This is a genomic window from Amycolatopsis sp. NPDC051371, from assembly GCF_040682155.1.
Classification (GTDB): Bacteria; Actinomycetota; Actinomycetes; order Mycobacteriales; family Pseudonocardiaceae; genus Amycolatopsis.
On record NZ_JBFBAG010000002.1, the window covers coordinates 59,470 to 84,421 of the forward strand.

Below are 24,952 nucleotides of genomic sequence, written 5' to 3' on the forward strand. Positions count from 1 at the left end.
TGGGGCGGAGCCCCGGATGGCACAGCGGTCAAGGCACCGTCTTCCCGGATACGGGGACCGCGCCGGCGAACCGGACGCGCTCCTTGGGCAGGGCGTCGAGGGCGCGCAGCCGTTCGAGGTGACCGGCCAGGCGCTCCTGGAACTCAGGATAACTGCGCTCCGGCGGCGACCACGCGCGTTCGGCCAGCGCGCACAGCCGCGGGAACGCCAGGTGGCGGACGTGGTCGGGCGTCGGCGCGTGCTCGGTCCACAGCTGGGCCTGCGTGCCCAGCACCCCGGGCCGGGTCCCGTCGCTGACCGCCAGCCCGCCCGCCAGGGGATCGAAGCGGTAGACGTCCCGGAGTGTCGTGACGTCCGCCCGCGGCGGCTCGCCGGGTTCTTCGCTCTGCCGGTAGTCGAAGTACGTCGACGTGTGCGGCGCCATGACGACCTGGTGGCCGCGCGCCACGGCCAAAGCGCCGTGCGCGGCGTCGCGCCAAGCCGTCACGACCATTTCCGGTGGCAGCCGGCCCGCGGCGTGGCCGGTCTCGTCCCAGCACACGGCCTGCCGGCCGAGATCCGCCAGGAAACCCTGCAGCTCGCTCAGGAACCACGGGTGCAGTTCGGCGGTGTCGCTCAACCCGAGCCGCGCCGCCGTCTCCAGCGCGACCGGGTTCGACGCCCACTGCGTGGTCGGGCACTCGTCGCCGCCGATGTGCAGGTGCCGTGCCGGGAAGACGTCCGCGACCTGCGTGAGCACCTCGCGGCAGAACGCGAACGCGCCGTCATGGACGCCGAGGATGTCCGGGCTGATGCCCCACGCCGTCCACACCGGCAGCGTGACGTCCGGCCGGTTGCCCAGCTCGGGGTAGGCGGCCAGCGCCGAGCGCACGTGGCCGGGCAGGTCGATCTCCGGCACGATCCGCACGCCGCGGTCGGCCGCGAAGGCGACCAGTTCGCGCAGCTCGCGCTGGGTGTAGAAGCCGCCGTGGGGGACGCCGTCGTAGACGCCGCTGCCGGCCGCCCCGACCATCGACTCGGTGCGCCACGCGCCGATCTCGGTGAGCCGCGGCCGGCCGTCGATCTCGATGCGCCAGCCCTGGTCGTCGGTGAGGTGCAGGTGCAGGACGTTGTACTTGTGCAGCGCCATGAGGTCGACGAACTCGCGGAGGAACTCCAGCGGCAGGAAGTGCCGGGCGACGTCGAGCAGCACGCCGCGCCAGGGCAGCCGGGGCGCGTCGCGGACGTGCAGGCACGGCAGCCGCGGCGGGCCGTGCAGCGGCACCAGCTGCCGGAGGGTCTGCACGCCGTTGCGCAGCCCCGCCTCGGTCGAGGCCGTGAGGAGCGCGTCCGCCGGCGTGACGTCGAGTTCGTAGCCCTCGAGCCCGTGTTTCGCCTCCGGTACGAGGTCGAGACGGATCGCGGTGCCGTGGTGGATCGCCGGCCGGGGCAGGTAGCCGGCCAGCAGGCGGGCCGCGCGCTCGGCGCCGCGGGTGGACAGGACGCGCAGGCCGCCGGCGGGCGCGAAGGTACCGGCGCGGCGCGTCAGCCGCGCGGGGTGGGGGATGATCATCAGCCTTTCACCGCGCCCGCGGTCATGCCTTCGACCAGGTGGCGCTGCACGAGCGCGAAGAAGATGACGACCGGCAGCGCGAACAGCGTCGACGCCGCGATGAGGCCGCCGTAGTCGGTGCCGGTGCTGGTGCTGAACGAGACCAGCCACACCGGCAGCGTGTAGCCGGAGCTGTCCTTCATGATCACGTAGGCGAACAGGAAGTCGTTCCACGCCGTGATGAACGCGAACACGCTGGTCGCGATCAGGCCGGGCAGCACCAGGGGCAGCAGGACCGAGCGCATGACCCGTCCGCGCGTCGCGCCGTCGACCATCGCCGCCTCCTCGAGTTCGACCGGGATGCCGTGCAGGAAGCCGCGCAGCGTCCAGATCGTGAACGGCAGCACGAGCGCCACGTAGGTCAGGATCAGCCCGAACAGCGTGTCGAGCAGGTGCGCGCTCTTCAGGCCGAGGAACAGCGGGATGACCAGGGCGGGCACCGGCACCATCTGGAGCACCAGCACGCCGATGAGGAAGCTGCGGCGCCCGAAGAACCGGAAGCGCGTCAACGCGGTCGCGGCCAGGAACGCGACCACAATGGACAGAGCGACCACCGCGACGACGACCACGACGCTGTTGACGAGGTCCTGCACGAACCCCGGCTTCGCGAGCGCGTCGGCGAAGTTGTCCAGCGTGATGTCGATCGGCAGGAACTGGGGCGTGGGCTGGAGGATCTTGCCCGCGGGCTTGAACGCCGTGAGCACCATCCAGTAGACCGGGAAGATCCACACGAGGCAGAAGACGGTGGCGACCGTGTTGCGGCCGATCCGGCGGATCACAGGTCCTCCCCGGAGCGGACGAGCCGGCGCACGTACACGGCCGTCATGCCGACGAGCAGCGCCACCGAGACGACGGCGATCGCCGCGCCCTGGCCGAAGTTGTTGCCGCTGAACGCGCGGGTGAACGTCCAGATGCCCAGCGTCGTCGTACCGTCGTTCGGGCCGCCCTGGGTGAGGATCCAGATCTGGTTGAACACCGTGAAGTCCCAGATGACCGACAGGATGGTGACCAGCCCGAGGATCGGCTGGAGGAACGGGAAGGTGATGGTGCGGTGCACCCGCCACGGCCGGGCGCCGTCGAGCGCGGCGGCTTCGTAGTAGGAGCGCGGGATCTGCGACAGGCCCGCGTAGAGCGTGAGCGCGACGAACGGGACGGACTGCCACACGACCAGCAGCCAGACGAGGGTGAACGCCGACGCCGGCGAGGTGGTCCAGTCGTGCTGGGTGAGGTCGCCGAAGCCGACCTGGGTGAGCAGCCAGTTGACCACGCCGTAGCCGGGCTGGAAGAGCCATTGCCAGACCAGGGTGGACGCCACGTTCGGCAACGCCCAGGCCGCGATCAGGCAGAGCGTGACCGCCGTGCGCATGCCGCGGCCCAGACGTTGCAGCAGCAGTGCGACACCGAAGCCGATGACCAGGGTGCCGAGGACGAGCGCCGCGCAGAACCCTACGCTGCGCGCGAGGACCGGGAGGAGCTGGTCGTCGCCGAGAACCGCGGCGTAGTTGTCCCAGCCGGCGAAGGTCGTCGTGCCGGTGAAGAGAGATCGCAGGCCGTACCGCTGCGTCGAGATGACGACCAGGCGCACGAGCGGGTAGCCCAGGACGAGCCCGAGCAGCACGGTCGCGGGCAGGAGCAGGCCGTAGGGCAGCAGGGAACGACGCCGGCGTGGCGTGGCCGGTCTCGGCGGGGCTTCGGGCGGCGCTTTCACCAGCACTGTGCCGTTCGTTGCTGATCCGGCCACAGTCACGGCCGGATGGCTTTCGTGGCAATGGCCCGTACCGCTCGAGGGCCGGCCTGCTTTTGGTCGGATCAGCACCAGGAGGACTCCTTCGCGGAAAGGGGCGGGGCGGCCCGGTTGGGGACGGCAGTCGGCCGGGCCACCCCGCCGGTCAGCGGGCGCCCAGCGCCTCGGTCAGGTGAGCGTCGAAGTCCTTGGCGGCGTCGGCGATCGGCCGGCGTCCGGTGGCGATGTCGGCGAAGAAGGTGTTGATGGACTTGTCACTCTCGATCGTCGCCCAGCCCGGGGCGGCCGGCGTCGCGACGCTGGTCTTGGCCGCGGTGGCGAAGGCGGCGTTGACCGGCGGCAGGGTGGGCGTGATCTCGTCGATCAGCTCGGTCGAGACGGGCGTCCAGCCGTCGATGCCGACGATCGCGTCGCGCTGCACCTCGGGGCTCGTCCCGGCCTTGAGGTAGGCCAGGGCGAGGTCCTGGTTGCGGCTCTTGGCCGCGACTACGAGGTCCGACCCGCCGAGGAACACCGGCTGCGTCTTCCCGGCCGTGGTGCTGGGGAACGGGAAGGTGCCCAGGTGGTCCTTCAGCTCCGGCTTATTCTTGACGACGGTGTTGATGCTCGTGTCGAGGATCGCCCCGGCGCCGCCGGCGGAGAAGATGGCGGCCTGGTCGGGCGCCTTGGTGTCGACGTTGCGGGACGCGGCGGAGGAGTAGGTGTTCTGGAAGTCCTTCCAGGCCAGCAGGCCCTTCTGCGCTTCGGGGCTTTCCAGGGCGCCGGTCCACTTGCCGTCCTTCTGCGTGGCGAGCTGGCCGCCGGCGTCCCAGACGAACTGCAGCGCGCCGTACCAGTACTTGCCGGGGAAGTGGAAGGCGGAGTAGTCCGCCGCGGGGTGCTTGGCCTTGATCTTGTCGAGGTCTTGCGTGAGTTCCGTGAACGTCTTCGGTGGCGCGGTGATCCCGGCGTCGGCCCAGACCTGCTTGTCGTAGATCACGGCGCGGTTGCCCGCGAACAGGGGAGCGCCGTAGAGCTTTCCGTCCACAGTGGCCGGTCCGGCGAGGCCGGGCAGCCAGGTGTTCTTCCCGGCCAGCTCGTCGTGGTGCGAGGTGAGGTCGGTGAGCGCGCCGTTGGCGGCGAAGAGCGGGACGTTCGTGTTGCCGATCTCGATGACGTCCGGCGTGTTGTCCTGGGCCAGGGCGGTGCTGATCTTGGTGTTGATGTTGTCCCACTCCTGGATCTGCACGGTGACCTTCGCGCCGGTGGCCTTTTCGAAGGCGGCGTTGATCGCCGCGGTGGCCTTGTCGGACAGGTCGCCGTTCATCAGCCAGACGGTCAGCTGCCCGCCGCCCTGGGCAGTGGGGGCGGGGGTGTCGGTACCGCAGGCGGCACTGGCGGTCACGGCGGCGACGGCCAGAGCGGCGGCGAAGGTGCGTCTGCGCACGGGAAACTCCTGGAATGGCGGCGGAAGTAGTGGGGGTGGGGGCAAGCACCCAATGTGGCATTCGGTGCGTCAGGCGCACCCAACGCCACATTGGGGCGCTTGGTGCGGAAGTGCGTAAGGGAGTGGGTGACCGCGGCCCGGGCTGGTCCCTGGAACCCGGGCCGCGGCCAGGTCGGCCGGCGTCAGGCACCGATGTCAGGCATCGGTGTCGGGTGCCGAAGTCGCGCGTCAGCAGTGGCCGAGGTCGGCCCACTGCGCGGTGAGCCCGGGCTCGGAGCCCTGGGTCCACCAGTTCGCCTGCCAGAGGTGCGCGTTGTGCTTCACGCGCTGGCCGCCGAGGTACACCGTGCCCCAGTCCCACTCCGCCGCCGTCGAGCAGTTGGCGGGCTGGGAAGGCGTGGTCGGGGTCGTGGGCGTGGTCGGCTTGGTGGGCGTCGTGGTCGCCGGCGGGGTCGTCGGCGTCGTGCACCCGTTCACCGTGTCCACATGGGACGTTCCGGCCGTCCGGTACGAACCCGCGCGAGCGATGGCGTCCGAAGGCGACACCACCTGGTTGCCCGCGTAGTACGTCCAGTCGACCTGCTCGGTGTAGACGCTGTTGCCGCTCGCGTGCCCGGCCGTGTCGATGAACCACATGTTGTAGTTGATCGACATCGGCGTCCGCGGGTACACCGGGTTGCCCTGCGCGTCGGTCGTGTGGTCCGCGGTGAGCACACCGTCGAGGTAGTACTTCACGTGCCCGCCCGACACCTGCGTGACGATGTCGTGCCAGCCGTTGAAGCTGCGGTTCTGCGCGGTGGACGTGCGCAGGCCGTCCCACGTCGGGTTGTTCCAGTAGGTGTACCAGCTGGTCTGGTAGTTCGCCGTCGAGCCGCCCCAGCCGCCGTTGGGCAGGTACTCCGAGAAGTCCAGCTCGCTGTAGAGCGGGTCGCGGTCGTACCGCAGCGGCGAGATCGTGAAGTACGTTTCGTTGACGTGGTCGCCGTCGGTGCCGCTGTCCGGCGCGTCGGTGAAGCGGACCCGGCTGGCGTACGTGCCGTCCAGGAACCGCAGCTGGTTCTGGTACATCTCGGAGTGCGTCGTGCCCGCCGAGCTGCCGTCGGTGCTCGCGGCGAGCTGGGCGACGCGCTCGCCGTTCACCGTCGGGAAGCTGACGTTGCTGGTGAGCCAGCGCGCGCCGGCCACGCCGGGGCTGCCGACGTCGTTGCGGGTGGTCCAGCCGGCGCCGCTGAACGCGGAGTCGGTGGGGGAGGCGTAGTGGAAGTCGTCGAACAGCACACCGCAGTCGGCGGCCGCCGCGACCGACGGGCTGGCGGCGGCCCCACCGGAAAGGATCAGGGCCGTCGCCGCCACGGTCGCGGCGCTCGTCAATACTGCTGTGGTGGTCCGGATTCTGCGGGACATGGGTCTCCTCCTGAGGATGGCCGTCCGCCGGGAGAGCTTCCTGATTGGTCTAGACGAATCAGGTGGCGAGGACTTTCCTCCTGACCATTGGTAATGTCAAGGCCGGTACAGAAGTTACCTTTGGTAATTTCCGTGGCCCCATGTTTGACTTGGTCGGTCCGGGGGAATTGGGCTGGTGTGTCACCCCGCGGTGCGGAGCGGGCGGGTTCGGTGAATCCGCCGTGATCCGCGCTGCGCCCGGCCGGTCCACCCCCACCTGGCAGCTGTACCAGGCGCTGGCGGCGATGTGGGCCGCGATGGCGATCACCAACGAGGACACCGCCGCCCGCTGCGGCGACCCCGTCCGGGCGGATCTGTTCGAGGAACGCGCGGCCCGGGCCCGGGAGCACGCCCGGCGCCTGCAGGCCCGAGCCGACCGGTTGCGCCGGCGGCGGACACCCGACACCCTCGCGGTGAAATTTCGCTGACGTCGTTGTCGAGTTACCGTCGTCCCGTTCGTCATCCTCTTCGACGACGCCGGACGAAGGAGCGCGCGTGCTCTACATGCTGTTGATCTACAACTGCGAACGGCCCGAGCCGGGCGACCCCGGGTTCGAAGAGGCACTGACCGCGGTCAACGCCTTCGCCGACGAGTGCCGGCGACGCGGCGTCTTCGTCTCCGGGCACCCGCTGCGGGGCGAGCACACCGCCACGACGGTGACCGTGCAGGAGGGCCGGACGCTCATCACCGACGGTCCCTTCGCCGAGACTCACGAGCACCTCGGCGGGGTGTACGTCGTCGACTGCCAAGACCTCGACGAGGCCCTGGAGCTGGCCGCGCTGTGCCCGATGGCCGCCCAGGGCTCGATCGAGGTCCGCCCGGTCGCCGGTGTGCCCGGGCTGGACCACCGGGCCGCCCGTGGGTGATCGCGCGGCCGGCGTCGTCGAGCGCGTCTACCGCGAGGACCGCGCCCGGCTGCTCGCCGCGCTCGTCCGGGTGCTCGGCGACTTCGAGCTCGCCGAAGACGCCCTGCAGGACGCGGTCGCGCAAGCACTGCGGACGTGGGACTCGGGCGTCCCGGACGACCCCGCGGCCTGGTTGCTGACCGCCGCCCGCAACAGCGCCGTCGACCGGATCCGCCGCGCCCGCGTCGGGCAGGCCAAGCTCGCCCGGCTCGCGGCCGGCGAAAGCGGGGTGAGGACGTTGAGCCTGCCGGACGACCGGCTCGCCGAGGTCGGCGACGACCGCCTCAGCCTGCTCTTCACGTGCTGCCACCCGGCCCTGGCCGAAGACGCGCGGGTGGCGCTGACGCTGCAGGTGGTGGCCGGCCTGACCGCCGCCCAGATCGCCCGGCTGTTCCTCGTCGCCGAGCCCGCGCTGGCCCAGCGGCTCGTGCGGGCGAAGCGGAAGATCCGCGACGCGGGCATCTCGCTGAGCGTCCCGCCCGACCACCTGCTGCCCGACCGCCTCTCCGGCGTCCTCGCGGTGCTCTACCTCGTCTTCACCCGCGGCTACACGTCGCCGTCGGGCCGGGACGATCCGGCCGAACTGCGCCGCGAGGCGATCCGGCTGGCGAAGCTGCTGGCCGCGCTGATGCCGGACGAACCGGAAGCGCTCGGCCTGGTCGCGCTGCTCCTGCTGCAGGATTCTCGCTCGGCCGCCCGCTACACCGCCGACGGCGACGTCGTCCTGCTCGAGGACCAGGACCGCACCCGCTGGGACCGGGCGGAGATCGCGGAAGCGCTCGGCGTGCTCGGCCGGGCGCTGCGCCGCGGGACGGTCGGGCAGTACCAGCTGCAGGCGGCGATCGCGGCGCAGCACGCGCAGGCCCGCGTCGCCGCCGACACCGACTGGACGCGGATCGCCGCGCTCTACGCGCAGCTGTGGACGCTCGCGCCGTCGCCCGTGGTCGCGCTCAACCACGCCGTGGCCGTCGCGATGGCCGACGGTCCCGAGGCCGGGCTCGCCCTGGTCGAGGCGATCGACGGGCTCGGCCGCTACCACCTCTGGCACGCCGCCCGCGCGGATCTGCTGCGCCGCCTCGGCCGTCCGGACGACGCCGTCGCCGCGTACCGGCGGGCGCGCGACCTCGCCGAGGCCCCGGCCGACCACCGCTTCCTCACCGCCCGCCTGCACGAACTGGAGTCCTGATGCGACTGTCTGTTTTGGACACCGGACACCGGCGCCGCGCCCGGCTCTTCATGGCCCTCACCGGGAAGCTCTCCGGAGTCACCAGCCCGGACATCGTCAAGCTGCTGCTGTACCGGCCGGGCTTCCTGACCCGGCCGCTGCTGGAGCTGACCGCACCCGCGATGCGCGGCGAGTCCTACTGGACGGCCGGCGAGCGCGAGTACCTCGCGATGAGCACGGCCCGGGTGCACGAGTGCCCGTTCTGCGTCGTCACGCACGCCGAGCTGACGCGGATCGCGGGCCACGGCGAGATCGACCCGGACCGGCCGCTGGACGCGCGCCCGGAACTGCTGGCCGTGCAACGGTTCGTCGAGGACGTCTCGCGCGACGCCGACCTCGACGTCTCACCGCTGCGTGACCTGCCTTCGCACGCGGTGTCGGAGGCGCTGAACGTCAACCTGGTGTGGAACATCGTCAACCGGCTCGCGAACGCGTTCGGCTTCGAGCTGCTCGACGGGCAGCTGGAGGTGGGCACGAAAGCGTTGCACCGCGCGGGCTACCGGTTCCCGGGGTTCCTGCTCGCCGACAGCCCCGACGACCTCCGGGAAAGCGTCTTCGAGCAGCCCGCGCGGACGAGCCCCGAGCTGCGGCGAGCGGCCGCGACGGGTGACGGCCTGGAGGAGCCGTGGCGGGACTACGCCGCGCTGGTCCGCGACGCGTCGCACCGCATCACCGACGACGACGTCCGGCGCCTGCTCGCGGGCGGCCGCACCGAGGAGGAGGTCTTCGAGGTCACGGTGGCGGCGGCGGTCGGCGCCGCGTTGCGCAGCTTCGACGCCGGTCGCGCCGCACTGACGGCGTGATCCTCAGTGGGCGGCCTCGAACAGCTCGACGAGGTTGCCCGCGGGGTCGGCCAGCAGGATCTGCCGCCCCCCGGGGCCGGCGACGACATCGCCGCGGAACGCGAGGCCGGCCTCGGCCAGCCGGGTGACCTCGGCGTCCAGATCGGCGACGACGAGGTGGATGCGGTTGCGCCCGGGCGCCGCGGCGTCGGCGGGGGTGGCGCGGGCGCCGGAGCTGGTGGGCCCGGAGAGCAGGAGCCGCAGCGGGCCGCGGACGACGTCGGCGAACGCGGGCGCGGCGCTCATGCGCACCGTGAAGCCGAGGTGGGTGGTGTAGAAGTCGAGGGCCGCCGGGACGTCGTCGACGACGTACCGGACGCTGGCGTACTGGTCGGTCACGGCTGGGCCTCCTTGCCTTGCGCCACGACGAGATCCGGCAGCAGGTGCCGGACGCGGGTGTCGATCTCCGCCGCCGTGTGCCGGAACGCGTCGTAGCCGTCGGCCGGCTCGGGGACGCTCCAGTGGCGGCGGCGCGGGTGGTGCGGGAAGTCGGGGAAGGCCTCGCGAGCCTTGTCGCACAAGGTGATCACGTGGTCGAACCGGCGGCCGGCGACGGCGTCGAGTGACCGTGGCCGCTGCCCGGCGACGTCGATGCCGAACTCGTCGCGCAGCACTCGCAGCGCGTCGGGAGCCAGTGCGGGCTTCGGGCGGGTGCCGGCGCTGGTGACCCGGATCTTCCCGGCGCCGCGCTCGTGCAGCAGCGCTTCGGCGATGGGGGAGCGCGCGCTGTTACCGGTGCAGACGAACAGCACGGCGATCCGCCCGGCCGGGGCCGGCGGGGGCTCGGCCCGCAATGCCGGGTGCAGGGCCGCGCCCGTCTCGGCCAGTGCGGCCGAGCAGCGGTCGAGGTCCAGGTGGTAGTAGCTGTCCCGGCCGTCGAAGCTGCTGCGCGTGGCGGCGACCAGGCCGCCGTCGCGCAGCAGCCGCAGGTGGTAGGAAACGAGGTTCTGCGGCTGGCCGACGCGCTCGGTCAGCTCGCGCACCCGCAGGTCGTCACCGGCGAGCGCCGTCAGCAGCGCCCACCGCAGCGGGTGGGCGGCCAGCCGGACGAACGCGGGCGGCGTCATCGCCGTAGAATACATCAAACTGGATTGATGAACTAGGGGCGGAGTGATCCATGGCGACGTTCGAAGTCACCGAACCGATCCTGCCCGGGACCGCGCACGCCCTCGCGTCGCTGCTCGACGTTCCCGCGCCGGAGGGCGCCCTGCCGCTGCTGTGGCACTGGCTGTACTTGCTCGAGCGCCCGGCCCAGGCCGACCTCGGCCCGGACGGCCACCCGGTCCGCGGCACGGTCCTGGCCCCGCCGGGCCCGGGCCGGCGGCGCATGTGGGCCGGCGGCCGCGTCCGCACGCCCGGCGCGCTGCGCTTCGGCGAGCCCGCCACCCGAACGTCGGAAGTGCTTGCGGTGCGCGAGAAGGAGGGCCGGTCCGGGCCGCTCACGTTCGTCACGGTGGCGCACCGGATCACCCAGGCGGGCGGGCTCGTGGTCGACGAGGAGCAGGACATCGTCTACCGCGCGGGTGCCGCCCTCGACGCACACCCGGACGACGACCCGGAGGTGCCGCCGTCGCCGGACGAGTGGCCGATCGAGGTGACCCCGACGCTGCTGTTCCGCTTCTCCGCGTTGACCTACAACGCCCACCGCATCCACTACGACCGCGACTACAGCCGTTCGGTGGAGGGGTACCCGGGGCTGCTCACGCACGGGCCGCTGCAGGCGGTCGCGATGGCGGAAGCCGCCCGGGCCCGCGGCGTGGAAGGCGCGCTGGAGTTCGACTACCGGCTGGTGGCGCCGTTGTTCGACCACCAGGGGCTGATCGCGTCCGCCGTCCCGGGGGAGGAGACGGCGACTTCGGTCCGCGACCGCCACGGCCGGCAGACGGCGACCGGGACCCTGCGCCGGATGGCATGAACGACTCGGTCACGCCATCCCGCGGCAGGGCTCCGGCAAAGTCATCACGCCTCGGGTGCTCGTGGCTCGCCAAAGGTCTTGAATGACTCATTCAGGACCTCCGAAGACCTGAATGAGTCATTCAAGACGCCGTCGCGCCCGTCGACGCCGTCGGAAGACCGCCGAGCCGGGACCCGGCCACCGACTTTGCCGGAGCCCTGCCATCCGGCGACAGGAACGAGTCGTTCACGAGGTGATCAGACCTCGGCCGGCTTGCCCACCGGAGCCGTCTGCGCCAGCCGCGCGGCGCGGGTCCGCGGGCCGAACACCGCCAGCACCAGCGCGCCGACCAGCCACGTGCCCGCGATGAAGAAGAACACGCTCTGGTACCCGCTCCCGTTGTACAGCGCGGCGACGATCAACGGCCCGGCCGCGTTCGACAACCGGCCGAGCCCGTACGACACACCCGTGCCCAGCGACCGGCCCCGGGTGTCGAACAGCTCCGGCGAGTACGCGTACCCGAGGGCGGTGTAACCACGCTCGAACAGGTTCACCAGGAAGCCGAACACCACGATGAGGATCGGGTTGAACGTCAGCCCGTAGAACAGGCCGCACAGCGCGATGACCGTGCCGAACGCGACCAGGCACCACTTGCGCTCGAAGCGGTCCGTCACCAGCGCCGCCAGGTACGACCCGAGCGGCGCGCCGACCGTCGTCAGAGCCACGTAGAACACCGACTTCTCGACGCTGAAGCCCTCCTTGGCCAGCAGCGTCGGCGCCCAGCTCGAGTAGCCGAAGAAGCCGACCGTCTGCGTCACCCACAGGACCGTCAGCAGCAACGTCGGCATCAGGTACTTCTTCTGCAGTAGCAACCGCAGCGGCGCCTTCGCGACCGTGGCCTCCTCGATCGGCGGCGCCGGCTCCGGCAGTGGGCCCTTCTCCGCCGCGACGCGCTCCTCGATCTCCCGCAGCACCGCGTCCGCCTTGGCGTGCTCGCCCCGGCTTTCGTACCAGCGCGGCGACTCCTTCAGCTGCCGCGTGAAGAACACCAGCAGCACGCCGAGCGCGCCCCACAGGTACACCAGCCGCCACGACCAGGAGTTGATCGGCACGACCGCGCTCGCGATCAGGTTGGTCACCGGCGTGCCGCAGATGCCGATCACGATCGCGTAGGCCTGGTACTTGCCGCGGCTCGCCGCCGGGTACAGCTCGCTCACGTAGATGACCGCGACGACGGTCATCGCCGAGAGCCCGGCCGAGGTCAGGACGCGGAACACGCCGAGCGACACGATGTCCCAGGAGAACACCGCCGCGAACGAGAAGACGCCGAACCACACGGTCGTCCACATCAGGGCGTTCTTCCGGCCCCAGCGGTCGGCGAGCTTGCTCGCGATGATCGACCCGAAGAACATGCCGACGAAGGACAGTGAGGTCACGTAGGCGACCTGGTTGACGGTCACGCCCCACAGCTTGATCAGCTTGGGCGCGGTGGTGGCGAAGCTGTTGATGTCCGCGAACTCGAAGAAGTAGGCGAACGAGACGGCGAGCAGGGTGACCTTGTGGAACCGCGAGATCGGCAGGCGGTTCAGCCGGTTGAAAGCGTTGGCGTGCTGCATTGCATGCCCTTCGGGGGATTCGGGGGTTTCAGGCGGTTTCGCCGGGCCAGTAGAGACGCATCGGGTTGTCGACCAGGAGCTTCCGCTGCAGCTCCGCCGTTTCGGCGATCCGCGGGACGTAGTCGACGAGCAGCCCGTCGTCGGGCATGTGGTCCTTCAGGTTCGGGTGCGGCCAGTCGGTCCCCCAGAGCACCCGGTCCGGGAACTCCGTCACGACGCGCCGCGCGAACGGGACGACGTCGGTGTAGGCGTGCCGTTCGCCGGCGAGGGCCGGTGGGCCGGTCACGGTGAGGCGCTCGGGACAGCTGACCTTCACCCGGACGTCGTTCTCGTCGACGAAACCGAGGAACCGCTCGAACTCCGGGCCGTCCACGGGTTTCGTGACGTCGGGGCGTCCCATGTGGTCGATCACCAGCGGCGCGGGCAGCGCGCCGAAGAAGTCCTCGAGCTCGGGCAGGTCGGCGGCTTCGAAGTAGAGCACCACGTGCCAGCCGAGCGGGGCGATCTTCTTCGCGATCGTGCTCAGGTCCTCTTTGGGCGAGGCGTCGACGAGCCGCTTGACGAAGTTGAACCGCACCCCGCGCACGCCGGCGGCGTCGAGTTCGCGCAGCTCCTTGTCGCCGATCTCCGGGCGGACGGTCGCGATGCCGCGGGCCCGGCCATCGGCCGCCCGGACGGCGTCGAGCATGGCGGAGTTGTCCGCGCCGTGGCAGGTGGCCTGCACGATGACGTTGCGCGCGACGCCCAGGTGGTCCCGCAGCGCGAAGAGCTGGTCCTTGCTCGCGTCGCAGGGCGTGTACTTGCGTTCGGGCGCGAACGGGAACGCGGCCTGCGGGCCGAACACGTGACAGTGCGCGTCGACGGTGCCGAAGGGCGGCTCGAAGTCCGGTGTGGACGGACCGGCGTACCAGTCCAGCCAGCCGGGGGTCTTGGGGGCGCGCGCGATCACCGGCCCTGTCCCTTCAGGAGGGCGTCCAGGCGCGGGTAGACGGCGCGGACGTTGTGCTCCCGGATCGCGGCCCAGTCCTCTTCGGACAGTTTCGCGGCTTCGGCGTACCGGCGGGTGTCGTCGAAGTGGTGGCCGGTCCGCGGGTCGACGCTGCGGACGGCGCCGATCATCTCGGACGCGAAGAGGATGTTGCGGGCGGGGATGACGTCGAAGAGCAGGTCCGACCCCGGCTGGTGGTAGACGCAGGTGTCGAAGAAGACGTTGTTCAGCACGTGCTCCTCGAGCTCCGGCTTGCCCAGCGCCATCGCGAGGCCGCGGAACCGGCCCCAGTGGTAGGGGACCGCGCCGCCGCCGTGCGGGATGACCAGCCGCAGGGTGGGGAAGTCGGTGAAGAGGTCGCCCTGCACGAGCTGCATGAACGCGGTCGTGTCGGCGTTGAGGTAGTGCGCGCCGGTGGTGTGGAACGCCGGGTTGACGCTCGTGCTGACGTGCACCATCGCCGGGATGTCGTACTCGACCATCTTTTCGTAGATCGGGTACCACGACCGGTCGGTGAGCGGTGGGGCCGTCCAGTGCCCGCCGCTGGGGTCGGGGTTGAGGTTCAGCGCGACGGCGCCGTACTCCTCGACGCAACGGGTCAGCTCGGGGACGCAGGTCGCCGGGTCGACGCCCGGCGACTGCGGGAGCATCGCGGCCGGCGCGAACCGCTCCGGGTAGAGCGTGCTGACGCGGTGGCAGAGCTCGTTGCAGATCGCCGCCCACTCCGCCGACGTCTCGAAGCCGCCGACGTGGTGGGCCATGAACGAGGCGCGCGGCGAGAAGATCGTGAGGTCGATGCCGCGTTCGTCCATGAGCCTCAGCTGGTTCGGCTCGACGGTCTCGCGCAGCTCGTCGTCGCTGATCCGCAGGTCGGCGCGCGAGGGCGCGACGCCGGGATCGTCCAGCGACGCGATCTGCTGGTCGCGCCACGCCGCGAGGGCGGGGGGCGCGGTCGTGTAGTGGCCGTGGCAGTCGATGATCAAGGTAGTTCCTCGTCGCTCCGCATGCTTGATACTCGCACACTAATCGTCGATGAAATTGTTGACAATATCTACGACGAGATTGACCCGGTTGAGGTCGATTCGTGATGGACGAGGAGCTGCCCCGCTCCGGTGGGCCGGAGCGGGGCAGCGGCTGTGCGGCTCCGGTCTGCCGGAGCGGGAGGCCTGTGTCTCAGGCGTTCTGCGTCGACGGCCGCTCGACCTGCCCGGATTCCGTCGCGTAGGCGCCGTTGCGCCGGACCAGGGCCACCATCGCCGCGCCGAGCAGGCCGGCGATCGCGAAGACCACGAAGCCGAGCGAGTTCAGCCCGCCCGCGACCAGGATGCCGCCCAGCCACGGCCCGAACACCGCGCCCGTCCGGCCCACGCCGGACACCCAGCCGAGCGCGGTGGCCCGGCTGGCGGCGGGGTAGTAGGCGCCGACCGCCGCGTAGATGAGCGTCTGCGCGCTGAACAGCCACGCGCCGGTGAGGAACACGACCACGTACGTCACGGCCAGGGGCATGTGCACCGCCAGCAGCCCGACGCCGCACGCGGTCAGCGCGAACCAGATGATCGCGACCGGCCGGGCCCCGAACCGGTCCGCGAGCCGCCCGGCGACGAGCATGCCCGCGATCCCGCCCAGGTTGATCACCAGCAGGAAGCTGATCGCGGAGCCGAGGTTGTACCCGCTGCCGCGCATCATCGTCGGCAGCCACGTGTTCACGCCGTACACCAGCAGCAGCCCGGCGAACGAGGCGATCCAGAACAGCAGCGTCGTCATCCGCACCGACGGCGTGAAGAGCCCGCGCAGGCCACCGCGGCGGTCGGCGGCCGGCTCGGGCGCGAACGTGTCGAGGGAGACGGCGAACTTGTCCGCGATCGCCTGCGCCCGGCCGGTCTTCCCCTTGGCCAGCAGGAACGTCATCGACTCCGGCAGCAGGAAGACGACCGCCGGCAGCACCACCACGAGCAGCAGCGCGCCGATCCAGTACACCGAACGCCACCCCATCGACTGGACGAGCGTCATCCCCAGCGCGCCGGCCAGCGCCCCGCCGGCCTGGTGGGCCGTCATCACGGTGGTGACGGCGAGGTTCTTCCGCCATGCCGGCGCGTACTCCATGACCATCGCGATCGCCGACGGCAGCAGTCCGCCGAGCCCGATCCCGGCGACGAACCGCGCCGCGCCGAAGAACTCGACCGTCGGCGCGGCGGCGCAGGCGGCCGCGGCCAGGGAAAAGACGACGACGCCGGTGATGATGATCTTCCGGCGGCCGACGCGGTCGGTGAGGATGCCGGCGCCGAGCGCGCCGAGCATCATCCCGAACGTCGTGAGGCTGCCGATGTTCCCGCCGCTGATGGGCGTCAGGCCGAAGCTCTTGTCGGCCAGCACGCCCGGCAGGGTCGCCCCGTAGACGAACAGGTCCAGCCCGTCCAGCAGCACGAGGACCCAGCACAACGCGGTCACCCTGATGGAGAGCCGGACCGTGGCGGCGGTCGTGCCGCCGAGTTCTCGTGTGGACATCCTCGTCCCTTTCGTCCTGGGTGGCGAAGGAGTCCGAAGCTACATCTGCTGAGATATTGAACACAAGAGTTACGTCAAGATTGTTGACAATCCTGTGTATCAGCTATGTGCGCAAGCTGGTCGCGAGCCGCGCTCGCGACGTCCGCGCGCACGTCCAGCTCGCCGAGCATCTCCGCGGCCGCCGCCATCTCGGAGGTCCGGCGGACGGCGTGCTTGATCGAGCCGTCGACGAGCCGGTCGACGGTCGGCGCGGTCGCCGCGGTGAGCTCGTCGACGATGATCTTCCGCAGCCAGTCCTCGCAGCCCGCGGCGCGCGCAGCGGTCAGGGCTTCGACCACGGCGGCCGACATGCCCTTGAAGAACACGCTGCGCAGCAGCTTGCGCTCGGCGGCGAGCCCGGCCTCGCCGGCCATGACCTCGACCGCGGCACCGAACGTGTTCAGCATTTCGGCGACAGTTTCGGCGGCGACACCGGTGGCGAGCATGGGGACGCGCAGGCCGCGCCCCGGCACCGGCGCCATGATCGCGATGTCGGCGAAGGGCACGCCATGCTCGGCGGCGATGCCGGCCAGCTTGCGCTTGGTGCCGGGGGAGGCGGTGTTCAGGTCGGCCCAGGTCGCGCCGGGGTTCAGGCCGGCCAGGCCCGCTTCGAGCGCGTCGACGGCCGCGGACGCGCTGTTCACGCTGAGCACCAGATCGGCGCCCTCGGCGGCTTCGGCTTCGGAGCCGGTGGCGACGACGCCTTCGCCGGCGGAAACTGCCGGGTCGTAGCCGCGCACGACGGCCCCGGCGGCGACGAGGTCGCGGGCGAGCGCGCTGCCCGCCTCGCCGAGCCCGAGTACCGCGATGGTTCCGGACATAGCAGAATCCTCTCTACAAGCTACGATCGAGTACACGATGTTCTCGACAAAATTGTCAACAAACAGCGTTCGTTCAAAAGATGGAGCCGGGGTATGACGGAGAGTGCTGCGGACGGGCAGCCGGGGGAGCGTTCCGTGGTGGCGGCCATCCGTGACGCGATCGTCCGGGGCGAGTTCGTACCCAACCAGAGGCTGGTGGAGGCGGACCTCTCCGGCCAGTTCGCCGCGAGCCGCGCGACGGTGCGCGCGGCGCTGATCGAGCTGACCAACGAGGGGCTCGTCGAGCGCGTGCAGAACCGCGGAGCCCGGGTGCGCGCGGTGTCGCTGGAAGAGGCCGTCGAGATTTCCGAGGTCCGCATGATGCTCGAGTCGCTGTGCGCGGCGAAGGCGGCGGAGCGCGTTTCCGACGCGGAGGTCGGTGAGCTGAAGGAGCTCGGCGAGCTGATGCACCAAGCGGTGGCGGGCGGGGACGTGGTCGGGTATTCGGGTCTCAACCAGCTGCTGCACCGCAGGGTCCGCGAGATCAGCGGCCAGCGCACGGCGGCGCAGGTGCTGGAGAGGCTGCGCGGGCAGAGCGTGCGCCACCAGTTCCGGTTGGCGATGCGCCCGGGCCGGCCGCAGGTGTCGCTGCCGGAGCACGTGGCGATCATCGACGCGATCTGCGCGCACGACGCGGACGGGGCAGCGGCGGCGGCGCGAGCGCACTTGGGAAGCGTGATCGAGGCGCTCAAGGCGGCTGATGCCGCGGAGGTTTCGCACCTGCGCCCGTGAGCTGGTGCTCTTGGCCGGCTGATGCCGCGGGGTATCGCACTTGCGACCGAAGGCCAGGTCCCTGACCAGTCGTGGCTGCCCGTGCGCGGGTCGCTCGAGGTGGTCGCTCCGCGGAGGTCTGGCACCTGCGCCTGTGGGCGGGGTGCTCTTGGCCGGCGCCTGCGGCGGGGTATCGCACCTGCCTCCGCGAGTGGGCCGCTCGAGGTGGCTGGCGCCATGGAGGTTCGCGCCTGTGCCCGTGATCGAGGTGCTCTTGGCCGGCGCCTGCGGCGGTGTTGTTTCGCGGGTGGATGGCGGCAGCCCGGCGCGGGTGAGGTCGCGAATGACCCATTCGGGACATCCGACGCCGCGAATGAGTCATTTGCGACGCGCGGGATCCGCCGCCGCCGAGGACCGGCCTTGCCACCACGGGGCTCTGCCCGGGCCCTGCGTCGAGTGTCTTGAATGAGTCATTCAGGACCTCCGGCGCCCTGAATGACTCATTCAAGACACCGCCGTCGGGCGCGGACCCAGCCGGCGCCGTCCCTCCGAGCCGTCTGCGACGCGGTGAACGACCCGCTCACCGCGTCCGACGACATGAACGAGTCGTTCATGACATCCCTCCCGCCGAGCAACCCGACCTGCTCACCAAAATTGTTGACAATTTCGTCAACCGAACCGTACGGTAAACCGTATGAAGCCCGTCATCGTCACCGATCCGCCGCGTGCCGACCTCGGCCAAGTTGCCCGCTTGGCCGACTACGGCGTCGCCACCGTTCACGAGGCTCTCGGGCGCTCCGGGCTGCTCGGCCCGGACCTGCGCCCGATCCAGGACGGCGCGCGCATGGGCGGGACCGCCGTCACCGCGCTCTGCTGGCCCGGCGACAATCTCATGATCCACGCGGCCGTCGAACAGTGCCGCGAAGGCGACGTCCTCGTCGTCACCACCACCTCGCCGTGCCGCGACGGGCTCTTCGGCGAGCTGTTCGCCACCGCGCTGCGCTACCGCGGCGTCAAAGGGCTGGTCATCAACACCGGCGTCCGCGACGTCAGCGACCTGCGCGCCCTCGGTTTCCCCGTGTGGTCGGCCGCCGTCAGCGCGCAGGGCACCGTCAAGGCGACCGCCGGCGCGGTCAACGTTCCCATCGTCATCGGCGGCCAGGTGATCCGCCCGGGCGACGCGATCCTCGCCGACGACGATGGCGTCATGCGCGTGCGCCGCGAGGATGTCCAAACAGGACTCGACGCTTCGCAAGCCCGGCTGGAAAAGGAAGCCGCCGCCCGGGAAGCGTTCGCTCAGGGGCAGCTCGGCTTGGACCGCTACGGCCTGCGAGAGAAGCTCGAGGCCCTCGGCGTCCGCTACCTGACCGCCGAGGAGTACGAGAAGGAGCAGGCATGACCGGCGTGCGCTGCATGCTCCTGCGCGGGGGCACCTCCAAGGGCGCCTACTTCCTCGCCGAGGACCTCCCCGCAGACCCGGAGACCCGCGACGACCTCCTGATGCGGATCATGGGCACCCCCGATCCGCGCCAGATCGACGGCGTCGGCGGGGCCCAGCCCGTCACCAGCAAGGTCGCCATCGTCTCGACGGCGACCGAGGCCGGGCACGACATCGACTACCTTTTCCTGCAGCTCGGCGTCGAAGAACCCACCGTCTCCGACCGGCAGACCTGCGGCAACCTCCTGGCCGGCGTCGGGCAGTTCGCCGTCGAACGCGGGCTCGTGCCCGCCGGCGCAGACCGCACCACCGTGCGTGTGCGGCTGATCAACACCGGCACCATCGCCGTCTCGACGTTCGCCACCCCCGGTGGCGAAGTCGACTACAGCGGCGGCACCGCCATCTCCGGCGTGCCCGGCACGGCCGCCCCGGTCGAGCTCGACTTCACCGAGACCGAAGGGTCCGTCTGCGGCAGCCTCCTGCCCACCGGCAACGTCCGCGACACCGTCGGCGGCATCGAAGTGTCCTGTGTGGACAACGGGATGCCGGTCGTCGTCGCGCGCGCCGAAGACCTCGGCATCACCGGGTATGAGGATGTCGACGAGCTGGCCGGCTCCGCTCTCGCCGAGCGGATCGACGCGTTGCGCGTCGAAGCCGGGAAGCTGATGGGCCTCGGCGACGTCAGCGGCAGCTCGGTCCCCAAGACCACGCTCGTCGCCGCGCCACGCGACGGCGGCGCGATCTGCACCCGGACGTTCATCCCGGTCAAGCCGCACCCGTCGATCGGTGTCCTCGGCGGCGTCAGCGTCGTCACGGCGTTGCTGCTCGACGGCGCCGTCGGCCGCGAGCTGCTCGAAGCCCCTGCCGAAGGCGAGCCCGTCGAGATCGAGCACCCGAGCGGCAAGCTCGCGGTGGCGATCGAGTTCGACGGATCCCGCGTCCGCCGGTCGACGGTGATCCGCACCGCGCGGAAGCTGTTCGACGGCACCGTCTTCCCCCGCCCCTGAGGAGCCATCGATGCCCCAGCCCTCGCCCCGCCACGAGATCGCGCACCTCGGCCACGTCGAGCTGTTCACCCCGGAGCCGGAGAAGAGCCTGGACTTCTTCGTCCGCGTGCTCGGCCTGACCGAGAACGGCACCGACGGCGACTCCGTCTACCTGCGCACCTGGGACGACTACGAGCACCACAGCCTGAAGCTCACCGCGGCGAAGACGTCCGGGGTCGGACGGACAGCGGTGCGCGCGTCCAGCGAAGAGGCCCTCAAGCGGCGCGTGGTCGCTCTCGAGGAACGCGGGCTCGGCGTCGGCTGGGTCGACGGTGACACCGGGATCGGCCCGACGTACCTGTTCCGCGACCCGGACGGCCACGAGCTCGAGGTCTACTGGGAAACCGAGCGCTACCAGCCGCCCGAGCACCTGCGGCCGGCGCTGAAGAACCAGGCGCAGGCCTACCCCGGGCGCGGGGTCGGCGTCCGGCGCCTCGACCACGTCAACTACCTGGCCCGTGAGGCCGAGGTCAACGGCCGGTTCATCTGCGACGCGCTGGGCGGCCGGGTCACCGAGCAGATCCAGCTCGACACCGGCGTGATTTCGGGACAGTGGACGCATTTCGCGCAGAAATCCTACGACATCGTCTACACGAACGACTGGACGAAGTCGAGCGGGCGCCTGCACCACATCGCGTTCGCGACCGACACGCGCGAGGACATCCTGCGGGCGGCCGACATCGCGCTCGACAACGACGTCCACATCGAGACGGGGCCGCACAAACATGCGATCCAGCAGACGTTCTTCCTCTACCTCTACGAGCCCGGCGGCAACCGCATCGAGCTGTGCAACCCCACCGGGCGGCTGATCTTCGCGCCGGACTGGGAGCCGGTCACCTGGACCGAGGCCGAGCGGGCCAAGGGGCAGGCGTGGGGGTTGAAGACGATCGAGTCGTTCCACACGCACGGCACACCGCCGGTGGAGTGATCAGGACACGCCCGCCGTCGGTTTCCGGCTGAGCTCCCGGAAGGCGTCGGCGACGCGGCAGAGGTACTCGGTGTCGCTGCCGAAGTCCTGTCCACCTCGGACGGTCGTCTCGGGGGAGAGTGGCGGCAGGCCGTCTTCCCGGGCGCGCAGGGCGGCCAGGATCTCGGCGGCCTCCTGGTGTTCCCCGGCGCCCGAACCGTTGCGGTACGGGCGGATCACGAGCAGGCCGTCGCGGATCTCGATGACCCGCCGGTAGAGCTGGAGCCGCGTCGGGAACACGGTGGTGCGCGGCGGTTCCAGCGCGATCGCGGGCTCGGCCCGGTAAAGGGCCAGCCAGAGCGGGCCGAGCCGGCGGAACTGCCGGTGGCGGCGCAGCCAGCCGGCCACCGCGGGCACGCCGACGCCGACGAGGACGAGCAGGTGCGCGGTCGTGGGGAGTGCTTTGCTCAGCAGGAAACCCTTGCCGTACTCGAAGTCGAACGGGGCGCGGGCGGAGATCGCGATGACGGTCCGGATCACCATGTACGCGGCCGCCGCGACGACCCCGGCGACGACCAGGCCGAGGCCCGCGCGCAGCATCCGGTCCGGCGCCTTGCGGGCGTCCTGCAGGCACAGGCGCGCGATGACCGCGAACTCCGGTAGGAGCGCCACCGCGTAGGCGATGCAGTACTCCATGACGAACGGCGACTGCGGCATGACGTCAGGGGCCAGCGCGAAGGTGACGGTCATCGCGGCGCCGCCGGCGAGGGCCCACGCGCTGTGGCGGCGGGCGGCGGCCGGCAGTCCGTGCAGGCGCAGGAGGAGCTGGGCGCCGGCCCAGACCGCGCCGACCATGGCGAGGTGGGCGACCAGCAGTTCGACGCTGGGCACGCCGAGGGCGCGGGTGAGCTCGCGGACGGCCGGGGTGAGCGCGGTCTGGGAGACGGCGAGGCCCAGCACGCAGAACCGCACGAGGCGGCGGCCGGGGGCCGGGCCGGGGCGCAGGAACAGCAGCAGGATCCAGGCGAGAGCTGCCGGGCCGTAGCGGCGGAGGATCTCACCCACGGTCGCCGCCGTCCTCCAAGGCTGACCGGAGCCGGTCCGCCACTGAATCCCCGCGGTGCGCCAGCCCCGTGTGCTGCCCCAGCATCGACGCGAAGAACTCCGCCTCCCGCTCCTCCACGCTCGAATACCCGGCCCGCCCCAGCACCCGCCGGACCATCGCCGGGTCCAAGCTGGGCAGCAACAGCCGCATCTGTTCGGCCGGGGTGAGCGTCGCCGGGTAGTGGTCGCACAGCATGTGACCGATCTCGTGCAGCACGATGTGGTCCTGGTGCGGCGCGCTCGTGTGCTGCTCGTACGCGATCAGGTCGGTCGTGTCCGTCGCGATCCACAGGCCGCACACCTCGGACAGCCCCGGCAGCGGCAGCAGCCGGATCGGCCGGCCGCGCCGCTCGCCCAGTGCCGCGCACAACGCCGGCACATCGAACGAGGCCGGCAGGTCCAGGTCCCGCAGCACCGCGGCGAAGCGGTGACGCAGCTGCCGTCGCCCGCGCGAACTCATCGTTCGGCGTCGCTCGCCGGTTCGGGCAGGCCTTCGAGCTCGCGGACCCGGTCGACCATGTCGCTGATCGCTTCGAGGCTCTTCGCCGACAACCCGCGCGCGCGGAGCGCGATCTGCCGGACCGGGGCGTCCCGGAACGCGCTGAGCAGCGTCAGCTCGGCGTCGATGCGCTCGGCTTCCGCGTCGTCGAAGAAGTACGCCGGTGGCACGCCGAAGAACCCCGCGAGCGCTTCGAGGTGCCGCTTGGTCGGGTTGTCGCGCAAGCCTTTGCGCAGCTGCCACAGGTAGGTGGCGGAGATGGTGGGGCCGCCCTGGGTCCGGATCGACTCGGCGACCTCGTCGAAGGTGTACTCGTCGCCGTCGGCGGGCCGCACGACGCCGAACAGGTGGTTCAGCTTCGCGGAGAGGGTCCCCGCGGCGATCTCCTCCGGCATGTCCGGAGTCTACCGCGCCGCCAGCTGCGGTGAGGCGGGTTCGCGGTCACCGGTCCACCTCAGTTGACCACGTCGGTCACGTCAGTTTACGATCGCGACCGAGTTCACCAACTGATGTGAATGGGCGAGGGGGCGGTTCACATTTTCCGAGGGAACGCGAGGACGATTCCGGGACGGCTGGCCGTGGTGGGCGCGGCCGGACTGCTCTACGCCCACTGCATCGGAGGCGCCGGCTGCCCTGCGGGGCAGCGAACCTGAAGCGAAGACGCTTCTCCCGCCGTCGTGCTCGTCGCGGCGTCGAGCTGTGAGACGACACCGCTCGTCCACCTCACTCGGATAACGGTCTACACGACGGTGCTCACCGGGTCCGGTCCGCCGGTTCCGGTGCCGGTGACGCGCATCGTCCCCGTCTGGCATGCGGGGCCGGCGGACGCCCGCTGTGACGGATCCAGCCGCTAGTCGACTCGATCGATACCGTCTCGGACGATACTGTGGGCCGGTGGCCGACGTTCCCCGCAAGTCCGGCGCCTCGCGGGCGACCGACCGTCCGGGGGACGTCTCGCCGTTCGCCCTCGGCCTGCTGCTGCGCCGGGCGCACTGGCGGGCCGCCGCGGTGATGACCGAGGCGCTGCGCCCGCTCGGCATCGAGCTGCGGCACTTCGCCGTGCTGATCGTGCTCGCCGATCGCGGGCCCACCATGCAGCGGGACCTGGCCGACGCCGCCGGGTCCGACAAGGCCGGGATCATGCGGGTCGTGGACGACCTCGAGCGGCTGGGGCTGGCCGTGCGCAAGGCCGTGCCGGGCGACCGGCGGGTGCGGGCGGTGGAGATCACGCCCCGCGGCGTCGAGCTCTTCGATGCGGCCCACGTCCAGGCGGTGCCGGTGGCCGAACGGCTGATCGCGGACCTCGACGCCGGGGAAACCGCCCAGCTGACCGATCTGCTGACCCGGCTCGCGTACCCCGAAGACGCGTAAGGGGCGCCCTCTTCCGTGAGACCTCGCTGACATTCGTGTGGCCGAAGAACGTATCGAATGATACTTTCTCGTTCGTAACGAAGTTGGTGAGGTGATCTCGATGATGGACGTCTACGAGGCGGTCACGAGCCGGCAGGCGGTGCGGGCGTTCGACGACCGGCCGGTCCCGAAAGAGGCGCTGGAGCGCGTGCTGTCCGCGGCGGCCTGGGCGCCGTCCGGGTCGAACCTCCAGCCGTGGCACGCCTACGTGCTGACCGGCGCGCCGCTGGCCGAGCTCTAGAAGCGCGCCGGTGAGCGCCTGGCCGCGGGCGATCCCTGGGACGAGCCGGAGTACGAGATGTACCCGGCCGCCCTGGAGTCCCCGTACCGCGAACGCCGGGCCGCCTTCGGCGAGCAACGCTATGGCTCGCTCGGCATCTCCCGCGAAGACGTGGAAGCGCGCCAGCGGGCCGCTTCCGCGAATTGGGACTGCTTCGGCGCGCCCGCCGCGTTGTTCTGCTACCTGGACCGCGACCTGTGCCGGCCCCAGTGGTCCGACGCCGGCATGTACCTGCAGACCGTCATGCTGCTCCTGCGTGCCGAAGGACTGCACAGCTGTCCGCAGATGGCGTGGGCGAAGTTCCACCGGACCGTCTCGGAGATCGTGGCACCGCCGGCACGGCTGCTCCTCTTCTGCGGCATGTCGATCGGGTTCGAAGACGCCGCGGCCGAGCACTCCCGCATCGGCCGGGCCCCGCTCGGCGAGACGGTCACCTTCGTCGAAGCCTGACTTTTCCCGCACCACCGACAGATCCGGA

Annotated in this window: 25 protein-coding genes and 1 pseudogene; 11 read left to right on the forward strand and 15 right to left on the reverse strand. The window is 71.1% G+C overall.

Annotated elements, in window-relative coordinates:
- Window positions 1-28: 28 nt before the first annotated feature.
- From AB0M59_RS02460 to AB0M59_RS02480, 5 genes are all read right to left on the reverse strand, one after another.
- Window positions 29-1,552 carry a beta-N-acetylhexosaminidase gene (locus AB0M59_RS02460; RefSeq protein ID WP_364607275.1) on the reverse strand — a complete coding sequence of 508 codons (1,524 nt, stop codon included), beginning with the start codon at window positions 1,550-1,552 and terminating at the stop codon, window positions 29-31.
- A complete protein-coding gene (locus AB0M59_RS02465; protein WP_364607277.1) occupies window positions 1,552-2,370 on the reverse strand; it encodes a carbohydrate ABC transporter permease in 819 nt (272 codons plus the stop codon). The genes AB0M59_RS02460 and AB0M59_RS02465 overlap by 1 nt, the downstream gene beginning before the upstream one ends.
- Window positions 2,367-3,305 (reverse strand): sugar ABC transporter permease, encoded by a 939-nt coding sequence (locus AB0M59_RS02470; RefSeq protein WP_364607279.1) that lies wholly within the window; start codon window positions 3,303-3,305, stop codon window positions 2,367-2,369. Before AB0M59_RS02470 ends, AB0M59_RS02465 begins: the two co-directional genes overlap by 4 nt.
- 175 nt (window positions 3,306-3,480) lie before the next feature.
- On the reverse strand, window positions 3,481-4,761 hold the full coding sequence (locus AB0M59_RS02475) for an extracellular solute-binding protein (RefSeq protein WP_364607282.1): 1,281 nt from the start codon (window positions 4,759-4,761) through the stop codon (window positions 3,481-3,483).
- Window positions 4,762-4,989: 228 nt separating this feature from the next.
- A complete protein-coding gene (locus AB0M59_RS02480; RefSeq protein ID WP_364607285.1) occupies window positions 4,990-6,165 on the reverse strand; it encodes a carbohydrate-binding protein in 1,176 nt (391 codons plus the stop codon).
- Between the two features lie 221 nt (window positions 6,166-6,386).
- Between AB0M59_RS02480 and AB0M59_RS02485 the strand changes: the two genes are divergently transcribed.
- The 4 genes from AB0M59_RS02485 (at window position 6,387) to AB0M59_RS02500 (ending at window position 9,138) form a co-directional block, all read left to right on the forward strand.
- Window positions 6,387-6,632, forward strand: coding sequence for a hypothetical protein (locus AB0M59_RS02485; protein ID WP_364607288.1), 246 nt, complete (start codon window positions 6,387-6,389; stop codon window positions 6,630-6,632).
- A 67-nt stretch (window positions 6,633-6,699) separates the two neighbouring features.
- Window positions 6,700-7,071, forward strand: coding sequence for a YciI family protein (locus tag AB0M59_RS02490; RefSeq protein ID WP_364607291.1), 372 nt, complete (start codon window positions 6,700-6,702; stop codon window positions 7,069-7,071).
- Window positions 7,064-8,296, forward strand: coding sequence for a DUF6596 domain-containing protein (locus AB0M59_RS02495; RefSeq protein ID WP_364607294.1), 1,233 nt, complete (start codon window positions 7,064-7,066; stop codon window positions 8,294-8,296). The genes AB0M59_RS02490 and AB0M59_RS02495 overlap by 8 nt, the downstream gene beginning before the upstream one ends.
- On the forward strand, window positions 8,296-9,138 hold the full coding sequence (locus AB0M59_RS02500) for a hypothetical protein (protein ID WP_364607297.1): 843 nt from the start codon (window positions 8,296-8,298) through the stop codon (window positions 9,136-9,138). Before AB0M59_RS02495 ends, AB0M59_RS02500 begins: the two co-directional genes overlap by 1 nt.
- 3 nt (window positions 9,139-9,141) lie before the next feature.
- Here AB0M59_RS02500 and AB0M59_RS02505 read toward each other — a convergent pair whose 3' ends face one another.
- Together AB0M59_RS02505 and AB0M59_RS02510 are read right to left on the reverse strand one after the other, a co-directional pair.
- Window positions 9,142-9,516 (reverse strand): VOC family protein, encoded by a 375-nt coding sequence (locus AB0M59_RS02505; RefSeq protein WP_364607300.1) that lies wholly within the window; start codon window positions 9,514-9,516, stop codon window positions 9,142-9,144.
- Window positions 9,513-10,244 (reverse strand): ArsR family transcriptional regulator, encoded by a 732-nt coding sequence (locus tag AB0M59_RS02510; RefSeq protein ID WP_364607303.1) that lies wholly within the window; start codon window positions 10,242-10,244, stop codon window positions 9,513-9,515. The genes AB0M59_RS02505 and AB0M59_RS02510 overlap by 4 nt, the downstream gene beginning before the upstream one ends.
- A 50-nt stretch (window positions 10,245-10,294) precedes the next feature.
- On the opposite strand from AB0M59_RS02510, the gene AB0M59_RS02515 reads away from it, so the two are divergent.
- Complete coding sequence (locus AB0M59_RS02515; protein WP_364607306.1) at window positions 10,295-11,092, forward strand: MaoC family dehydratase N-terminal domain-containing protein; 798 nt, start codon at window positions 10,295-10,297, stop codon at window positions 11,090-11,092.
- Between the two features lie 236 nt (window positions 11,093-11,328).
- Here the strand turns inward: AB0M59_RS02515 and AB0M59_RS02520 are convergent, their stop codons facing one another.
- The 5 genes from AB0M59_RS02520 to AB0M59_RS02540 form a co-directional block, all read right to left on the reverse strand.
- The gene (locus AB0M59_RS02520; protein WP_364607309.1) at window positions 11,329-12,687 is read right to left on the reverse strand and encodes an MFS transporter; all 1,359 of its coding nucleotides are present in this window, start codon (window positions 12,685-12,687) and stop codon (window positions 11,329-11,331) included.
- Between the two features lie 28 nt (window positions 12,688-12,715).
- Complete coding sequence (locus tag AB0M59_RS02525) at window positions 12,716-13,636, reverse strand: amidohydrolase family protein (RefSeq protein ID WP_364607312.1); 921 nt, start codon at window positions 13,634-13,636, stop codon at window positions 12,716-12,718.
- Window positions 13,633-14,658: an amidohydrolase family protein gene (locus AB0M59_RS02530; RefSeq protein ID WP_364607315.1), complete on the reverse strand. Its 1,026-nt coding sequence runs from the start codon at window positions 14,656-14,658 to the stop codon at window positions 13,633-13,635. The genes AB0M59_RS02525 and AB0M59_RS02530 overlap by 4 nt, the downstream gene beginning before the upstream one ends.
- 190 nt (window positions 14,659-14,848) lie before the next feature.
- On the reverse strand, window positions 14,849-16,180 hold the full coding sequence (locus AB0M59_RS02535; RefSeq protein ID WP_364607318.1) for an MFS transporter: 1,332 nt from the start codon (window positions 16,178-16,180) through the stop codon (window positions 14,849-14,851).
- Window positions 16,181-16,254: 74 nt separating this feature from the next.
- On the reverse strand, window positions 16,255-17,040 hold the full coding sequence (locus tag AB0M59_RS02540) for a DUF1932 domain-containing protein (RefSeq protein ID WP_364607321.1): 786 nt from the start codon (window positions 17,038-17,040) through the stop codon (window positions 16,255-16,257).
- A 93-nt stretch (window positions 17,041-17,133) separates the two neighbouring features.
- Between AB0M59_RS02540 and AB0M59_RS02545 the strand changes: the two genes are divergently transcribed.
- The 4 genes from AB0M59_RS02545 (at window position 17,134) to AB0M59_RS02560 (ending at window position 21,202) form a co-directional block, all read left to right on the forward strand.
- Window positions 17,134-17,811, forward strand: coding sequence for a GntR family transcriptional regulator (locus AB0M59_RS02545; protein WP_364607324.1), 678 nt, complete (start codon window positions 17,134-17,136; stop codon window positions 17,809-17,811).
- A gap of 673 nt (window positions 17,812-18,484) precedes the next feature.
- Window positions 18,485-19,189, forward strand: a complete 705-nt coding sequence (locus AB0M59_RS02550) for a 4-carboxy-4-hydroxy-2-oxoadipate aldolase/oxaloacetate decarboxylase (protein WP_364607327.1) — start codon at window positions 18,485-18,487, stop codon at window positions 19,187-19,189.
- Complete coding sequence (locus AB0M59_RS02555; RefSeq protein ID WP_364607330.1) at window positions 19,186-20,235, forward strand: 4-oxalomesaconate tautomerase; 1,050 nt, start codon at window positions 19,186-19,188, stop codon at window positions 20,233-20,235. The genes AB0M59_RS02550 and AB0M59_RS02555 overlap by 4 nt, the downstream gene beginning before the upstream one ends.
- 10 nt (window positions 20,236-20,245) lie before the next feature.
- Window positions 20,246-21,202, forward strand: a complete 957-nt coding sequence (locus tag AB0M59_RS02560) for a catechol 2,3-dioxygenase (RefSeq protein ID WP_364607333.1) — start codon at window positions 20,246-20,248, stop codon at window positions 21,200-21,202.
- Here AB0M59_RS02560 and AB0M59_RS02565 read toward each other — a convergent pair whose 3' ends face one another.
- Genes AB0M59_RS02565 through AB0M59_RS02575 form a run of 3 tightly spaced genes read right to left on the reverse strand, consistent with a single transcriptional unit; the run spans window position 21,203 to window position 23,179 of the window.
- Entirely contained in the window at window positions 21,203-22,246 is a 1,044-nt protein-coding gene (locus AB0M59_RS02565) for an MAB_1171c family putative transporter (protein ID WP_364607336.1), read from the reverse strand. It abuts the gene before it with no gap.
- On the reverse strand, window positions 22,239-22,745 hold the full coding sequence (locus tag AB0M59_RS02570) for a hypothetical protein (protein ID WP_364607339.1): 507 nt from the start codon (window positions 22,743-22,745) through the stop codon (window positions 22,239-22,241). The genes AB0M59_RS02565 and AB0M59_RS02570 overlap by 8 nt, the downstream gene beginning before the upstream one ends.
- The gene (locus tag AB0M59_RS02575) at window positions 22,742-23,179 is read right to left on the reverse strand and encodes a helix-turn-helix domain-containing protein (RefSeq protein ID WP_364524664.1); all 438 of its coding nucleotides are present in this window, start codon (window positions 23,177-23,179) and stop codon (window positions 22,742-22,744) included. Before AB0M59_RS02575 ends, AB0M59_RS02570 begins: the two co-directional genes overlap by 4 nt.
- 499 nt (window positions 23,180-23,678) lie before the next feature.
- On the opposite strand from AB0M59_RS02575, the gene AB0M59_RS02580 reads away from it, so the two are divergent.
- Complete coding sequence (locus tag AB0M59_RS02580; RefSeq protein ID WP_364607342.1) at window positions 23,679-24,155, forward strand: MarR family transcriptional regulator; 477 nt, start codon at window positions 23,679-23,681, stop codon at window positions 24,153-24,155.
- 103 nt (window positions 24,156-24,258) lie between these two features.
- Window positions 24,259-24,924: pseudogene (locus tag AB0M59_RS02585) on the forward strand (nitroreductase).
- The last annotated feature ends 28 nt before the right edge of the window (window positions 24,925-24,952 follow it).